The sequence below is a fragment of the Arthrobacter sp. 7Tela_A1 genome (assembly GCF_049311065.1).
Taxonomy (GTDB): domain Bacteria; phylum Actinomycetota; class Actinomycetes; order Actinomycetales; family Micrococcaceae; genus Arthrobacter_B.
In genome coordinates this window covers 1-14,017 of sequence record NZ_JAXIOO010000020.1, presented here as the reverse complement: position 1 = coordinate 14,017, position 14,017 = coordinate 1, and the positions used below count along the sequence as shown (strand labels likewise).

The 14,017-nt window shown below is 65.9% G+C and carries 17 protein-coding genes; 15 read left to right on the top strand and 2 right to left on the bottom strand.

Annotated elements, in window-relative coordinates; translation table 11 throughout:
- Positions 1 to 58: 58 nt before the first annotated feature.
- The 8 genes from TVB01_RS09970 to TVB01_RS09935 all read left to right on the top strand — a co-directional run bounded on the left by TVB01_RS09970 (position 59) and on the right by TVB01_RS09935 (position 6,834).
- A complete protein-coding gene (locus TVB01_RS09970) occupies positions 59 to 448 on the top strand; it encodes a hypothetical protein (protein WP_422455742.1) in 390 nt (129 codons plus the stop codon).
- Between the two features lie 251 nt (positions 449 to 699).
- Entirely contained in the window at positions 700 to 999 is a 300-nt protein-coding gene (locus tag TVB01_RS09965; RefSeq protein ID WP_422455741.1) for a DUF4193 domain-containing protein, read from the top strand.
- 105 nt (positions 1,000 to 1,104) lie between these two features.
- Positions 1,105 to 1,743: a nucleotidyltransferase family protein gene (locus TVB01_RS09960; protein ID WP_422455740.1), complete on the top strand. Its 639-nt coding sequence runs from the start codon at positions 1,105 to 1,107 to the stop codon at positions 1,741 to 1,743.
- 182 nt (positions 1,744 to 1,925) lie between these two features.
- Complete coding sequence (locus TVB01_RS09955; RefSeq protein WP_422455739.1) at positions 1,926 to 3,113, top strand: TerC family protein; 1,188 nt, start codon at positions 1,926 to 1,928, stop codon at positions 3,111 to 3,113.
- 192 nt (positions 3,114 to 3,305) lie between these two features.
- On the top strand, positions 3,306 to 4,376 hold the full coding sequence (locus tag TVB01_RS09950; RefSeq protein WP_422455738.1) for an ABC transporter substrate-binding protein: 1,071 nt from the start codon (positions 3,306 to 3,308) through the stop codon (positions 4,374 to 4,376).
- Positions 4,377 to 5,237 carry an ABC transporter ATP-binding protein gene (locus tag TVB01_RS09945; protein WP_422455737.1) on the top strand — a complete coding sequence of 287 codons (861 nt, stop codon included), beginning with the start codon at positions 4,377 to 4,379 and terminating at the stop codon, positions 5,235 to 5,237.
- A complete protein-coding gene (locus TVB01_RS09940; protein WP_422455736.1) occupies positions 5,234 to 6,052 on the top strand; it encodes an ABC transporter permease in 819 nt (272 codons plus the stop codon). Before TVB01_RS09945 ends, TVB01_RS09940 begins: the two co-directional genes overlap by 4 nt.
- Positions 6,052 to 6,834 (top strand): ABC transporter permease, encoded by a 783-nt coding sequence (locus TVB01_RS09935; protein ID WP_422455735.1) that lies wholly within the window; start codon positions 6,052 to 6,054, stop codon positions 6,832 to 6,834. The genes TVB01_RS09940 and TVB01_RS09935 overlap by 1 nt, the downstream gene beginning before the upstream one ends.
- On the opposite strand, the gene TVB01_RS09930 is transcribed toward TVB01_RS09935, so the two are convergent.
- Entirely contained in the window at positions 6,793 to 7,425 is a 633-nt protein-coding gene (locus TVB01_RS09930) for a hypothetical protein (protein WP_422455734.1), read from the bottom strand. The genes TVB01_RS09935 and TVB01_RS09930 overlap by 42 nt on opposite strands.
- 84 nt (positions 7,426 to 7,509) lie before the next feature.
- On the opposite strand from TVB01_RS09930, the gene TVB01_RS09925 reads away from it, so the two are divergent.
- The gene (locus TVB01_RS09925) at positions 7,510 to 8,286 is read left to right on the top strand and encodes a glycosyltransferase family 2 protein (protein ID WP_422455733.1); all 777 of its coding nucleotides are present in this window, start codon (positions 7,510 to 7,512) and stop codon (positions 8,284 to 8,286) included.
- On the opposite strand, the gene idi is transcribed toward TVB01_RS09925, so the two are convergent.
- Positions 8,234 to 8,764, bottom strand: a complete 531-nt coding sequence (gene idi / locus TVB01_RS09920; protein WP_422455732.1) for an isopentenyl-diphosphate Delta-isomerase — start codon at positions 8,762 to 8,764, stop codon at positions 8,234 to 8,236. The two genes, TVB01_RS09925 and idi, sit on opposite strands and share 53 nt — an antisense overlap.
- Positions 8,765 to 8,814: 50 nt before the next feature.
- On the opposite strand from idi, the gene TVB01_RS09915 reads away from it, so the two are divergent.
- Genes TVB01_RS09915 through TVB01_RS09890 form a run of 6 tightly spaced genes read left to right on the top strand, consistent with a single transcriptional unit; the run spans position 8,815 to position 13,963 of the window.
- Positions 8,815 to 9,867 (top strand): polyprenyl synthetase family protein, encoded by a 1,053-nt coding sequence (locus tag TVB01_RS09915; RefSeq protein WP_422455731.1) that lies wholly within the window; start codon positions 8,815 to 8,817, stop codon positions 9,865 to 9,867.
- Between the two features lie 2 nt (positions 9,868 to 9,869).
- Complete coding sequence (locus tag TVB01_RS09910; protein ID WP_422455730.1) at positions 9,870 to 10,790, top strand: phytoene/squalene synthase family protein; 921 nt, start codon at positions 9,870 to 9,872, stop codon at positions 10,788 to 10,790.
- Positions 10,787 to 12,391, top strand: a complete 1,605-nt coding sequence (gene crtI, locus TVB01_RS09905; protein WP_422455729.1) for a phytoene desaturase family protein — start codon at positions 10,787 to 10,789, stop codon at positions 12,389 to 12,391. The genes TVB01_RS09910 and crtI overlap by 4 nt, the downstream gene beginning before the upstream one ends.
- The gene (locus TVB01_RS09900; RefSeq protein WP_422455728.1) at positions 12,391 to 12,741 is read left to right on the top strand and encodes a lycopene cyclase domain-containing protein; all 351 of its coding nucleotides are present in this window, start codon (positions 12,391 to 12,393) and stop codon (positions 12,739 to 12,741) included. Before crtI ends, TVB01_RS09900 begins: the two co-directional genes overlap by 1 nt.
- Positions 12,738 to 13,076: a lycopene cyclase domain-containing protein gene (locus TVB01_RS09895; protein WP_422455727.1), complete on the top strand. Its 339-nt coding sequence runs from the start codon at positions 12,738 to 12,740 to the stop codon at positions 13,074 to 13,076. Before TVB01_RS09900 ends, TVB01_RS09895 begins: the two co-directional genes overlap by 4 nt.
- Positions 13,073 to 13,963 (top strand): prenyltransferase, encoded by an 891-nt coding sequence (locus tag TVB01_RS09890; protein WP_422455726.1) that lies wholly within the window; start codon positions 13,073 to 13,075, stop codon positions 13,961 to 13,963. The genes TVB01_RS09895 and TVB01_RS09890 overlap by 4 nt, the downstream gene beginning before the upstream one ends.
- The last annotated feature ends 54 nt before the right edge of the window (positions 13,964 to 14,017 follow it).

The following is a 14,017-nucleotide window of genomic DNA, read 5'->3' as shown; positions in this document are numbered from 1 at the left end:
GCTGCGGGGAGGACCGGTACATCATGATGCCTCGGACGGGGCGGGAATGAGGAGCACCATGGTTAAGAAGATGACTTTCCTGGCAGGAATTGGCGTTGGATACCTGATTGGTTCCCAGGCCGGCCGGGAGAAGATCAAGGCGCTGTGGAACGATCCCAAGGTGCAGGACACCGTGAACCATGGCACCGAGTGGGCAAAGCAGAAGGCGCCGGGGATCCAGGAAAAGGCTTCCTCGGTGGCTAAGGATGCTGCATCCTCGGCCAAGGAAGCGGCCTCTGGGGCCAAGGACAGCGTGACCGGCACGTCGGGCGGCGGTTCGGGCTCCAGCAGCTCAAACGGCGGCGGAGCTTCCTCCGTGGCGGGTACATCGAACCCGGCCGACCGTTCGCACACCTCCGGCGGCGGGTCCTCCATGGATCCGGCACGTCCCCAGCCTGACGGCAAGTAGCCGGCTGGGCCTGGCTGCTGCCAGCCAGGATTATCAGCACTATGCCCGTCCCGGAATCCGGGGCGGGCATAGTGCTGTCCAGCTCACCGGCTTTCTTCAGGGCTGGACCTTCGGGCGGCGTCCGCTTTTGCGCGAACAGCGCAATGTGTCGCGTATATTGCGCTGTTGCACCTCCGGTACCGGGGGTACCGGTTACCATCGGGTTGCTTGGATCGACCCCACCCACCACGCATTGGAGAGTGAGCCTGGACATGGCTACGGATTATGACGCACCGCGCAAGACTGAAGAGGACACCGGGACTGCGTCCATTGAGGAACTCCAGACCCGCCGGGTCGACAAGCAGTCTGCCGTAGTTGACGTCGACGAATCCGAAGCTGCCGAAGCCTTCGAACTGCCGGGGGCCGATCTGTCCGGCGAAGAGCTCCTGGTCCGGGTAGTGCCCGCCCAGGAGGACGAATTCACCTGCGGTTCCTGCTTCCTGGTCCGCCACCGATCCCAGTTCGCACTGGAGAAAAACGGCACGAAGTACTGCAGGGACTGCGAGGGCTGAGTCCGCCCGGCCGCCGGCGTCCACCCGGCCCCATGCAACTGCCGCACAGGTTCATCCGTGTGCGGCAGTTGTGGTTAAGGCACCCGGTGTGTTTGTGTTCGGGACATGGTTAGTGCGGTTCTCCTGGCGGCAGGGAGCGGAACCCGCCTGGGGCTGGGCCCCAAGGCGCTGCTGCCGTTTAACGGTGCTCCCCTCATCGAGCACATTGCCGGTGTACTGGCGGGCGGCGGCTGTTCGCGCGTCATCGTGGTTCTTGGGGCCGAATCGCGGCGGGTCCGGGCCACGGCCAACCTCGCCGGTACCCATGTCCTGACGAACCCGGACTGGGAAACCGGAATGGGTTCCTCCTTCCGTGCCGGCACGGCGGAGGCACTGCGGCTGGCGCCGGAGGAACCGGTCCTCGTCGCGCTTTCGGACCAGCCGGGGCTGAGCGTGCAGACCGTAGCCCGCCTGATCTCCCGCGGAGCGCCCGCGCGTGTCTCCTGCGCGGGGTACCGGCTGGAAAACGGGAAACTCAAACGCGGCCATCCCGTGCTGTTCGCCCCGCAGCTGGCCCGGGCCGCTGCTGCCGGTGCGCGCGGAGACTCCGGAGCCCGGACGTTCCTGGCCGCCCACCCGGGCCTGGTGGACCTGGTGGAGTGCGGCAGCGAGCCCGAGAGCCTGGACATAGACACCCCGGCGGATCTCGTCCTGCTCGAAACACCCCTGCCCGGGTCCGGTTCCGTGAACGGCAAGGGGGACTGAGCGGTGGACGTCGCGGCAGGGCGCGGGCTTCGGGTAAAGTGGAGCGTTCGTAGGGGAGTATCCACCCATGCAATACCTCGTCAACACGTAGGGCACCGACGCCCGTCCGGGGTTTGCGGGCAGCCAGCGGCTGCCGGAGAGACTTACGGTCCCTTGGCGTACCCTACGAAAGCAGAGAACCCATGACTGTTTCCCCCCTGATCTGGGGTGTGACGATCGTCGTCATCCTCGGCCTGCTGGCCTTCGACTACTTTTTCCACATCCGCAAGGCGCACATCCCCACGCTGAAGGAAGCGGCCGTCTGGTCCTCCATCTACGTGGGCCTGGCCATCGTCTTCGGCGTCCTGGTGCTGGTCTTCGGCGGGGTCACCATGGGCGGTGAGTACTTCGCCGGCTACATCACGGAGAAGGCCCTTTCGGTGGACAACCTGTTTGTCTTCCTGATCATCATGGCCTCCTTCCGGGTGCCCCGGGAGGACCAGCAGAAGGTCCTGCTTTTCGGCATTGTCTTCGCCCTGATCGCCCGGACGGGTTTCATCTTCCTGGGCGCGGCCCTGATCAACTCCTTCTCCTGGATCTTCTACCTCTTCGGCCTGATCCTGCTGATCACCGCGGGCAACCTGCTCAAGCCCGAAGACAGCGAGAAGGATGAGGCCAACAACTTCATCATCCGCATTGCCAAGCGCGTGCTGCCCACCACCGACCACTACGACGGCGACAAGCTGATGACCGTTGAGAACGGCAAGAAGGTCCTTACCCCGATGCTGCTGGTCATGGTGGCCATCGGCGGCACGGACATCCTCTTCGCGCTGGACTCCATTCCGGCCATCTTCGGCCTGACGCAGAACACCTTCATCGTCTTCACGGCCACTGCGTTCTCCCTGATGGGTCTGCGCCAGCTTTACTTCCTGATCGACGGCCTGCTGGACCGCCTGATCTACCTCTCCTACGGCCTGGCCGCGATCCTGGCCTTCATCGGCGTGAAGCTGGTCCTCCACGCGCTGCACGAGAACACCCTGTGGTTCATCAACAACGGCGAGCACGTTGAGGTAGTAGAGGTAAGCACCGGACTGTCCCTGAGCGTGATTATCGGCGTCCTGGCCGTCACCGTCGTCGCGTCCCTGGTCAGCCCCGCAGGCAAGGCACAGACGGCCGTGAACAATGCCCGCCGCCACGCCAACGACTACCTGGACCTCTCCTACACTTCGGATGAATCCGAACGCGAGCGCATCTACCGTGCCCTTTGCGGGGAAGAGAAGCAGATCCTGCAGATGGACAAGAAATACCGGGACAAGGTCAAGGACATCGAGGAGATCCGCGCCGAGGTGGCTCGTGCCCATGAGGAGCACGCCCGCTACTCCAGCAAGTAACGGGCATCCTGTCCTGAGGGTCCGCCGCAGCCACCGTGCCGCGGCGGGCCCTTTGCTGTGTGCGGTTCTACAAGGCCGGACCCTAGGGGTAACCGCTCGTTTACAGCAATGTAACGCGGCTGGCCGGCTGTAGAAACAATCCCTTCCTAGGCTCAGTGGTTATCACCCGCACCTAAGGAAAGTCCGGTACCCATGGCCATCACCTCACGCCTGCAAAAACGTCTCACGGCTGTCCGCGTCCTCGCGGCCACGGCGGCAGTGTCCAGCCTGCTGCTGGTCACTGCGTGCGGAGGCTCCGAAGCAGAAGCCGGTGCCGGCGAAGGCGATTACGGGACCCTTGACCTCAACCTGTCCTGGATCAAGAACGCCGAGTTTGCCGGCGAGTACTTCGCCGACACCAACGGGTACTACGATGAAGCCGGCTTCAGCGAAGTGAACCTCATTGCCGGCGGTCCGGGCGGAACCTCGTCTGAAACAATGGTCCTCTCCGGCGGAGCCCTGGTGGGCACCTCGAGCCCCATGGGCGTGGCACCGGTGATTGTCGAGGAAGACGCACCGCTGAAGATCATCGGCACCACCTACCAAAAGAATCCGTTCGCGATCGTTTCGCTGGACGGCAACCCCATCACCGCACCCGCGGACCTGGAAGGCAAGCGGATCGGTGTCCAAGCCGGTGTGAACGAAACCCTGTTCGACGCACTGATGGAGGTCAACGGGATCGATCCGTCCTCGCTGGAGAAGGTTCCGGTGCAGTACGACCCGCAGCCGCTGATCAATGGCGACGTGGACGGGTTCTTCGGCTACCTCACCAATGAGGTCCTGACGCTCGAGCTGTCGGGGCACAAGACCGCAGTCCTTCCCTTCGCGGACAACGGGCTGCCGTTTATCGCCGAGAGCTTCGTAACCACGGATGAGAACATCGAGACCCGGCGCGATGAGCTCAAGGCATTCCTCCGCGCCACGCTCCGCGGATGGAAGGACGCCGTCGCCGATCCCGATGAGTCGGCCCGGCTTGCGGTGGAGGTTTACGGCGCGGACCTGAACCTTGACCTCGCCAAGGAAAAGATGCAGGCCGAGGAACAGAACTCCAAGCTCGTTGTCACTGAGGAAACCGAGGCCAACGGTCTGTTCACTATCAGCGACGAGCTGATCGAGGACAATCTGGCCATCCTCAAGCTGGCCGGATACGACCTCGCAAAGGAAGACGTGTTCGACCTGAGCCTGCTCGCTGAGGTCTACGAGGAAAACCCGGAGCTGAAGTAGATGGCTGCGCACGCCCCTGAAGCCGTCCCGGCCTCCCTGCCAGCCACTGATGCCGCCGTACCGGCTCCGGCGGCGCGCGCACCAGCCGGACCGGGCAGCGGCATCCGGCTGCAGAATCTGGGCAAGACCTTCCGCACCGGGAGGAACATCGTCACCGCCCTGGAAGAAACCAACCTGGAGACGGCACGGGGATCCTTCCTCTCGCTCCTGGGACCTTCGGGCTGCGGAAAGTCCACTGTCCTGCGCATCCTCGCCGGACTGGAGACACCGACCACCGGGGAGGTCATGGTGGACGGCCGGACGCCCCAGGATCTCCGCCGGGGGCACGAACTGGGTATTGCGTTCCAGGATTCGGCCCTGCTGCCGTGGCGCAGCGTCTACTCCAACATCCGGCTGCCGCTCGAAGTCTCCGGCCGGCCGGCTGACGATGCCCACATCCGGGAACTGATCCGGCTCGTGGGGCTCGAGGGATTCGAGAAAGCCCGTCCGGCACAGCTGTCCGGCGGAATGCGGCAGCGCGTCTCGATTGCCCGGGCCCTGGTGCTGAAACCGTCGGTGCTCCTCCTGGACGAACCGTTCGGCGCCTTGGATGACATGACCCGCCAGCGGCTGAATCTGGAGCTGCTGCGGATCTGGACGGAAAAGCCCGCCACCACCCTCATGGTTACCCACGGCATCTCCGAGGCCATCTTCCTCTCCGACACGGTGGCGGTCATGAGTGCACGCCCCGGACGGGTCAAGGAAGTCATCAGTGTGGACCTTCCCCGGCCCCGGACCCCGGACATGATGCGTACCCCGGAGTTCCATGCCCTGCACGACCACGCCTCGGAACTGCTTTTCGGATCCGGGGAGGCGCATTGAGGCGCGCGCCCCTGCCACCGTGGAGTGTTGGCGTACTGGGCTCGGCTGCGCTCCTGGCCCTCTGGTGGATCGGCGCCGCCACGTTCCTGCGGGGGATCGGATCTCCGGGCGGCGGAGCACCCGGTGCCATCCCGACCCCGTGGCAGGTCCTGTCCCAGATGGGGGAAGACGGGTTCGGCTTCTACTGGCGGAATGCGTCAGTCACCCTGGCCGAAGCCGGCGCGGGCTATGCCTGGGGAAACGCCCTGGCCCTGGCCCTGGCGTTTGCGGTACTGCTGGTCCCGCAGGCCGAACGCCTCGCCGTGCAGCTCGCGGTGGTCACCTACTGCCTTCCGGTAGTGGCGATTGGGCCCGTGATCTTTATTGTGCTGGGACCGCCGCGGACCGGGGACCCCTCGGGGACCGCCGTCGCGCTGGCAGCGCTTTCGGTGTTCTTCACGACCATGGTCAGTGCACTCGCCGGGCTCAAGGCTGCTGACAAGGCCTGCCTCGACGTCGTGACTGTCTTCGGCGGCCGCCGGATCCACCAGCTTCTCAAAGTCAGGCTCATTGCCGCTGTTCCATCCGTGTTTGCGGCACTGAAGATCGCAGCACCGGCAGCCCTGCTCGGCGCCGTCCTCGGCGAATATGTGGGCGGGGTGGACCGGGGCCTGGGACCGGCCATGGTCAACGCGCAGCAGACGCTGGAGGTAGCCAGGGTTTGGGGTGTCGCGCTGGCGTGTGCCGTCCTGGCCGGAGGCACCTATGCCCTCCTGGGACTTGCGTCCCGGATCGCGGCGCCGTGGGCGTCGGGTGTACGGGCAGGAGGCCTCTGATGGGCACGGCTGTACGCGGTGCCGGCCGGATAGCCGGCGGGCTGGCAGTCTCCCTGCTGGTGGTGGCCGGACTGTGGCTGGGAATGCTGGAGGTCTTTGGGGTATCCAGCTACATCGGCAAGGGGCCGCTGGATGTGTGGCGGTATCTCTTCCTGGACGCCGATGCTGCGGAGAACCGGGCGCTTGTTCTGGGCCAGCTGGGACAGACCCTGCTGGACGCCGCGATGGGGTTCAGCGCGGGTATGCTGGCCGCCGTCGCCGGGGCCTGCGTTTTCACCCTGTTCCGCGGCGTGGAACAGGCGCTGATGCCAATGGCCATGCTGCTGCGTTCGGTCCCGCTGGTGGCCCTGGCACCGGTCATCATCCTGGTTTTTGGCAGGCAGGAAGCCGCCGTGGCCGCCATGGGCGGGATCGTCGTCCTGTTCCCGGCTCTGGTGACGATTGTGGCGGGGCTTCGGTCGGCGTCCCCGGCCATGCTGGAAGTGGTTCACGTCTACGGGGGAAGCCGGCTCGATGCGTTCCGGAAAGTGGCGCTGCCGTCCTGTGCTCCCGCGTTCTTTACTGCGCTGCGGGTCTCGATTCCGGGTGCCCTCACCGGTGCGCTGCTGGCCGAGTGGCTTGCTACGGGACAGGGCCTGGGTTACGGAATAGTTTCCGCGGTTTCCCGCGCCCGGTATGACCATGTGTGGGCCGGCGTCGTCGTGGTCACGCTCGCCTCGATAGTGCTTTATGCGCTGGTTTCAGCGCTGGAATCGGCGCTGAAGCGGCGCACGGGGAGCTAATCCCGGTGCGGTCTCCTGTTCCCGGCGCAGGAGCCGCGCCAGGAGGATGCCGGAGAGCAGCGCTCCCAGCCCGCCGGCTGCCAGGTCGCCCATGGTGTCCTGGTAGCCGACGTTGATGGTGTCATCAACGTAGGTGTGGCCCCACCATTCGCCGAACTCCCAGAGCACGCTCAGCGCCAGCCCCAGGGAGACCACGACGGCGGGAACGGCGACGGCGGGGAGGATGCGGCCCGACGAGGGACGGCACGTCACCACGCCGAAGGCTGCCAAGAGGTACCAGGCCATGACAGCGATGGTTCCGGTGGCCGCGAAGTGCACGGCCAGGTCCCACCAGCCGATGCTGGCGTAGAGGTCCAGCACGCTGCTCCATGCGGCAACCAGCAGGGTCAGACCGTACAGCGAATCGAACAGGGGCGCGGCAGGCAGGCACCGCGATACGAGGAGCCCCATCAGCACCAGCGCAAAAAGCGCGGCTTCCACCGGGCCCAACAGCAGCAGAGCGGCCAGCAAGCGGGCCGCTCCCAGGAGGCGTACTGCATCCGAAAACACTTCCGCTCCACTGGCAGGTCTGCGGAGGAGTGCGTCGATCATAAAGCCACGGTATCCGAGGGCGGCCGGGCAGGCACAGCATCCGGTTCGGAACCGGCACCCGCGATTGCACGTAGGATCGCTGACATGCCTGCGCCCGCCCTGCTGCCCGCCGTCAGCGTTGTCATTCCCTGCCTCAACGACGCCGAAGCCCTGCGCGGCTGCCTCGCGTCCCTGGCCGAGCAGGCGGTGAGACCCCTGGAAATCGTGGTGGTGGACAACAACAGCACGGACAACAGTGCCGAAGTGGCGGCTGAATTCAATGCCCGGGTTGTCTTCGAAGGGCTCCCGGGGATTCCGGCAGCGGCAGCCGCCGGCTACGACGCCGCCCGCGGCGACGTGATAGCCCGCTGCGACGCTGACTGTGTCCTGCCCCCTGATTGGATTCAGCGGATAGCAGAACATTTCGCCGCTGACCCGGAGCTGGCTGCCCTCAGCGGACCCGGACGATTCTACGGTTTTCCCCGCTGGCTCGGGCTCCTGCTGAGCTGGCTCTATCTGGGTTCGTACTACCAGGCGATGCGCCTGGCGCTCGCGCGCCGGCCGCTGTTCGGCTCCAACCTGGCGATGCGGTCCACGGCCTGGCGGGCGGTTCGGGAAGCGGTCCACCGGACCGACGCCGAACAGCACGACGACGTGTGCCTCTCCGCCCACCTCTGCCTGGATTACCGCTGCGCGTGGGACCGTTCCCTGGTTGTCGGCATGGCACCGCGGGCCGTTCTCGGACGGGCCAACCTGCTCCGCAGGTTCAGGCGTGCCTTCCACACCCTGGCGGTGCACTGGCGCCTCGAGGCCCCGTGGGAGCGCTGGATCAGGCGTTTTCGGGGTACAGCAGCGGCAGCTGAAGCACCAGCCAAGGGCTGAAGGCCCACGGGGTCAGGCGCACTGACTCCGCCAGCTGGCGGGGATCGGCCCAGATCCAGTCCATGACCTCATCCGCGGCGGGCACCGGATCAGCCTCCGCCACAGCGGTGAACACCGGGCAGATCTCGTTTTCGACCACACCGGACGCGTCCACGGCGCGGTAGCGGAAATCCGGAAGGGCGACGGCGATGTCCCGCAGCCGCAGCCCCAGCTCACGTTCGGCCCGGCGCACCACTGCATCTTCCGTGGCTTCCCCGGGCCCCGGGTGGCCGCAGAAGGAGTTCGTCCAAACCCCGGGCCAGGTCAGCTTTTCCAGCGCCCGGCGCGTCACCAGCAGGCGTCCGTCCGGGTGGTAGACGTGCGTCGAAAAGGCAAGGTGCAGGGGAGTATTTGCCGTGTGAACCGTCGACTTGTCTGCGGTACCTATCATTTGGCCCCCGTTATCTACCAAAATGACTTCTTCCCGGCGTTGCGGCATTTCTTCCCCTAACGATGAGCGTGTTTACTTTATGCATGGAGACAGAACACTTGCTTGACGAGAGAATTGGCCAAAAGCAGGTGGACCGTGTCCTGGACGGGTTTTTCGCCGCGGCCAAGGACCGCGCGGAGCGTATCAGTTCCAGCTACCTTAGCCTCTGGGAGACGCTCGAAAAATCCACCGTCGGCGGCAAGCGGCTCCGTCCGCAGATCGTCCTGGCGGCCTACACCCAGCTGGGCGGAACGGACCTTGAAGCTGCGGCACGGGTCGGCGCTGCCTTCGAACTCCTGCACACCGCGCTGATCGTCCATGACGACGTCATCGACCTCGATTTTGTCCGCCGCGGCCAGGACAACGTCTCCGGCGTCTACCGCAGGATGGCCGAAACGGCCGGCGAGCCCGCAGAGGTCGCACGCCACCGCGGCCTGTCCGTCGGCGTCATCGCCGGAGACCTGGCTCTGACCGGTGCGTTCAGGATGCTCGATTCGGTGACTACGGATCCGGGAACCAGGGAGATGCTCGCGGGAATCCTGGACGAAGCGGTCTTTGCTTCCGCCGGCGGAGAGCTGATCGACGTCGACTTCTCCTTCTCGCCGGGAGCACCGCCCGTCGTCGAGATCCTGGACATGGAACGGCTGAAGACTGCGGTGTACTCCTTCGAAGCACCGCTGCGGGCCGGTGCCGTGCTCGCCGGTGCCGGTGCTGACGCCGTCGCGGCCCTTGGCCGGTTCGGCCGCGACACCGGAATCGCCTACCAAGTGGTTGATGACCTCCTGGGTGTCTTCGGCAACGAAAGCGCCACCGGGAAATCCAGCATGGGCGACCTGCGCGAAGGCAAGCGCACCGTCCTGATCGCCTACGCCGCGCAGACACCCTGCTGGGCTGAACTGTCAGGGCTCATCGGCCGTCCGGACATGCGTCCAGCCGACGCCGACCGTGCCCGGGAGATCCTCGTTGACTGCGGCGCCCAGGACTACGCCCAGAACCTGGCAGCACATTACGCCTCCAGTGCCCGCAGCCACTTGGCCAGCAGCGACGTCCCCGCCGGCCTGGCTGCCGCGCTGGAGGACATCGTCTCCAGCTCCGTGAACCGGGGCCGGTGAGCATGCCGCACGAAACGGGACTTCCCCTCTACAACCGGGCTGCAGCCGAAACAGCAGCAGTCATGATCAAGGCCTATTCGACGTCGTTCGGCCTGGCCTCGCGGCTGCTGCCCCCGCAGACGCGCCGGCAGATCGAAACGGTGTACGCCCTGGTCCGTCTGGCAGATGAAATCGTCGACGGCGTGGCGTCGGCAGCGAGTATTCCTCCGGACGCGATCCGCCGCATGCTCGACGATCTCGAAGCCGAAACCGCCAACGCCATCAAGACCGGGTACAGCGTCAACCTGGTGGTCCATGCCTTCGCCCTGACCGCGCGCCGCACCGGCATCGGAACCGACCTGACGGCTCCCTTCTTCGCCTCCATGCGGGCAGACCTCACCCGCGCCGAACACACTCAGGTCACCTTTGACGACTACGTGTACGGCTCCGCCGAGGTGGTGGGGTTGATGTGCCTGCAGTGTTTCCTGGACGGAATCGAGCTCCCCGACGACCAGGAAAAGCAGCTGCGTGAAGGGGCGCAGCGTTTGGGTGCCGCGTTCCAGAAAGTGAACTTCCTCCGCGACCTTGCCGAGGATTTTGAGGCCCTGGGCCGCAGCTACTTCCCCGGAGTCACCGTGGATGCCTTCACTGAGAAGGACAAGCACCGCCTCCTTGATGACATCGAGGCGGACCTGCGGGTGTCCGGCGCAGCCATTGACGAGCTGCCGCGCGCGTGCCGCGCCGCCGTCGCCCTGGCACAGGAACTCTTCGCCGAACTTGCCCGGCGGCTGCGCCGCACCCCGGCGTCCCTGCTTCGCACCACAAGAATCCGGGTACCCAACCCCGTGAAGCTGCGGATCGCCGCCGAAGCCGTCGTGACCCACCGCCTGCGCCGCGCCGCTACGGCCCGGACCACCGCACCCGACGCCGAAAGGGCGCCATGAGAAAAAAGACCACCAGGCCACGCACCGCCGTCGTGATTGGCGGCGGTATCACGGGCCTGGCGACAGCGGCATTGCTGGCCCGCGACGGCCTCAATGTCACTGTCCTGGAGAAGAACGCGACGGTGGGCGGACGCACCGGCAGCTGGGAAACTGACGGCTTCCGGTTCGACACAGGGCCGTCGTGGTACCTGATGCCTGAAGTCTTTGACCACTTTTTCCGCCTGCTGGGAACCAGCGCCGATGAGCAGCTGGACCTCGTGCAGCTGGATCCCGGCTACCGGGTGTACTTCGAGGGCGACGGGGCTCCGGTGGACGTGGAGGCTACGCGGGAAAAGAACATTGCCCTGTTCGAATCGCTCGAGCCGGGAGCCGGTGCCCGGCTGGCTGCCTACCTGGACTCGGCCGCCGACGTCTATGACATGGCGAAGAAACGCTTCCTCTACAGCACGTTCGCCTCCTTCCTGCCGCTGCTCCGGCCCGATGTGCTCTCCCGCGGCCCGCGGCTTGCCCGGTTGCTGCTGCAGCCGCTGAGTTCCTTCGTGGCCGGTAAGTTCACCGATCCTCGGATCCGGCAGATCCTGGGCTATCCGGCCGTGTTTCTGGGGTCCTCCCCGTTCACGACCCCGAGCATGTACCACCTGATGAGCCGCCTGGACCTGGAAGACGGTGTGCTCTACCCGCGGGGCGGCTTCCACCGGCTGATTACCGTTATGGCAGCCCTCGCCGAATCCGAAGGCGTGAAAGTCCAAGTCAACGCGGACGTCACGCGTATCCGGACGGAGCCGGACGGCCGGCGGCGTGCCCGGGCAACGGGCGTGGAGTACCGGGATGCCGCCGGCAACCCCGCCACGATCGAGGCTGACCTGGTGGTCTCTGCCGCGGACCTGCACCACACAGAAACCGCCCTGCTTCCACCCGCGCTGCAGACCTACCCGGAAAAATACTGGAAATCCCGTATCCCGGGTCCCGGGGGCATCCTGCTCCACCTCGGTGTCCGCGGGGAACTGCCCCAGCTGCTGCACCACACGCTGCTCTTCACCAAGGACTGGAAAGCGAACTTCGAGAAGATCTTTGGGAAGCGCACCGAGGTCCCCGACCCTGCCTCCCTGTACATCTGCCGGCCCTCCGCGACCGACGCCGACGCAGCACCGGCGGGCCAGGAGAACCTGTTTGTCCTGGTTCCGGTCCCGTCGGACCCGGGCCTGGGCACCGGAGGGATCGACGGCGCCGGCGACCCCGGGCTGGAGAAGCTGGCCGACACCGTTATTGGGCAGATCGCTGCCTGGGCGGACATCCCCGACCTGGCCGAGCGGATCACCGTCCGCCGTACGGTGGGTCCGGGCGACTTCCACTCAGACTTCAATTCCTGGCGCGGAACCCTGCTGGGGCCGGCGCATGTGCTGAAGCAGTCCGCCTTTTTCCGCGGGTCCAATGCCAGCCGCAAGGTCACAAACCTTCTCTATGCCGGCGGGTCCACGCTGCCCGGCATTGGGCTGCCCATGTGCCTGATCAGCGCGGAACTCGTGCTCAAGCGGCTGCGGGGCGAAACGGGTACCGAGGCGCTGCCCGAACCGGCCGCCGCGGCGGAACGGCACGGCTGATGGGGTTCCTGTACCTGCTGTTCCTGCTGGCCTCTATCGGCTGCATGGCGCTGCTGGACCATCGTTTCAAGCTGTTTTTCTTCTCCGGTGCCCCGCTGCGGGCCGCCGTGGTCCTGGCGGCCGGGCTGGCGTTCTTCCTCGTCTGGGACCTGTTCGGCATCGGGCTGGACATCTTTTACCGGGGCGAAACCCGGTTCATGCTGGGAGTGGAACTGGCGCCCCACCTGCCGCTGGAGGAAGCTTTCTTCCTGGCGTTCCTCTGTTACCTCACGATGGTGCTCTTTGGACTGCTGAAGGTTGCCGCCACGCACTTTGAGCGAACCCGCAGGGATCAGGCGGTGAAGCGGTGACCTACTGGCTGCTGAACCTCTGTTTCCTGCTGCCCGCAGCCCTGGTGCTGGCCGCGGCCCTGCTGCGCCGCCGTCGTGCCGGGCACAGCAGCCGCTCCTTCCTGCTCCGTCTCGCCGGCACCGCAGCGGTCCTGCTGCTGCTGACCGCGGTCTTTGACAACCTGATGATCGCGGTGGACCTCTTCGGCTACAACCCGGAGCGGATTTCCGGGGCGTTCCTGGGGCTGGCGCCGCTGGAGGACTTCGCCTACCCGCTCGCCGCCGTGCTCCTGCTGCCGGCTCTGTGGGAACTGCTGTCCCCGCGTCCAACTACCCGCCCGGAGGAAACCCGATGAGCGCCCCAGCCACCCGCACGCCCGGATCCACGCTGCGGATGCTGCTGGTCTCCTCCCGGCCGCTGTCCTGGGTCAACACGGCGTATCCGTTTGCCGCGGCCTACCTGCTGGCCACAGGCGGCATTGACACGGCCTGGATCATCGGGACGCTGTACTTCCTCATTCCGTACAACCTGGCGATGTACGGCATCAACGATGTGTTCGACTACGAATCGGACCTTCGCAACCCGCGGAAGGGCGGCGTTGAGGGTGCCCTGCTGGACCGGAGGTTCCACCGGATCACGCTGTGGGCCGCTGTGGCCACCAACGTGCCGTTCCTCGTGGTGCTGGCGCTGATGGGATCGCCGCTGTCCTGGCTGGTCCTGGCCGTCAGCGTCTTCGCGGTCATCGCCTACAGTGCTCCGGGGCTGCGGTTCAAGGAACGTCCCTTCCTTGACTCCATCACCTCCAGCACGCACTTCGTGTCTCCTGCGGTTTATGCACTGGTGCTGGCGGGAGCCGGGTTCACCCCCGGACTGTGGGCCGTGCTGGGTGCCTTCTTCCTCTGGGGGATGGCGAGCCAGGCCTTCGGTGCGGTGCAGGACATCATTCCGGACCGCGAAGGCGGCCTCTCCTCGATTGCGACGGTCCTGGGAGGCAAGGCGGTGGTGCGGCTGGCGTTCGGTGCCTACGCCGCAGCCGGTGCACTGATGCTCCTCACGCCTTGGCCGGCGCTGCTCGGCGCACTGCTGGCCGTGCCGTACCTGCTGAACCTGCTGCCGTTCCTGAGCATTAGCGACGACCGCTCAGAGGAAGCCAATGCGGGGTGGAAGCGGTTCCTGAAGCTGAACTTCCTGACCGGTTTCCTCGTGACGATGCTGCTCATCTGGTACTGGCCCTCCCGCTAGCCTCCCCGCCCTCCCATCGAGAGGCCAGTTACGGCTCTTCTCAGCGCTCAAAGG

What these genes read in the sequence shown, in the direction of transcription:
- TVB01_RS09950 (WP_422455738.1), top strand. Translation starts at nt 3,306, where the DNA reads ATGGCCATCACCTCACGCCTGCAAAAACGTCTCACGGCTGTCCGCGTC.
- crtI (WP_422455729.1), top strand. Translation starts at nt 10,787, where the DNA reads ATGAGAAAAAAGACCACCAGGCCACGCACCGCCGTCGTGATTGGCGGC.
- TVB01_RS09955 (WP_422455739.1), top strand. Translation starts at nt 1,926, where the DNA reads ATGACTGTTTCCCCCCTGATCTGGGGTGTGACGATCGTCGTCATCCTC.
- idi (WP_422455732.1), bottom strand. Translation starts at nt 8,764, where the DNA reads ATGCCGCAACGCCGGGAAGAAGTCATTTTGGTAGATAACGGGGGCCAA.
- TVB01_RS09910 (WP_422455730.1), top strand. Translation starts at nt 9,870, where the DNA reads ATGCCGCACGAAACGGGACTTCCCCTCTACAACCGGGCTGCAGCCGAA.
- TVB01_RS09960 (WP_422455740.1), top strand. Translation starts at nt 1,105, where the DNA reads ATGGTTAGTGCGGTTCTCCTGGCGGCAGGGAGCGGAACCCGCCTGGGG.
- TVB01_RS09890 (WP_422455726.1), top strand. Translation starts at nt 13,073, where the DNA reads ATGAGCGCCCCAGCCACCCGCACGCCCGGATCCACGCTGCGGATGCTG.
- TVB01_RS09930 (WP_422455734.1), bottom strand. Translation starts at nt 7,425, where the DNA reads ATGATCGACGCACTCCTCCGCAGACCTGCCAGTGGAGCGGAAGTGTTT.
- TVB01_RS09970 (WP_422455742.1), top strand. Translation starts at nt 59, where the DNA reads ATGGTTAAGAAGATGACTTTCCTGGCAGGAATTGGCGTTGGATACCTG.
- TVB01_RS09935 (WP_422455735.1), top strand. Translation starts at nt 6,052, where the DNA reads ATGGGCACGGCTGTACGCGGTGCCGGCCGGATAGCCGGCGGGCTGGCA.
- TVB01_RS09925 (WP_422455733.1), top strand. Translation starts at nt 7,510, where the DNA reads ATGCCTGCGCCCGCCCTGCTGCCCGCCGTCAGCGTTGTCATTCCCTGC.
- TVB01_RS09945 (WP_422455737.1), top strand. Translation starts at nt 4,377, where the DNA reads ATGGCTGCGCACGCCCCTGAAGCCGTCCCGGCCTCCCTGCCAGCCACT.
- TVB01_RS09900 (WP_422455728.1), top strand. Translation starts at nt 12,391, where the DNA reads ATGGGGTTCCTGTACCTGCTGTTCCTGCTGGCCTCTATCGGCTGCATG.
- TVB01_RS09965 (WP_422455741.1), top strand. Translation starts at nt 700, where the DNA reads ATGGCTACGGATTATGACGCACCGCGCAAGACTGAAGAGGACACCGGG.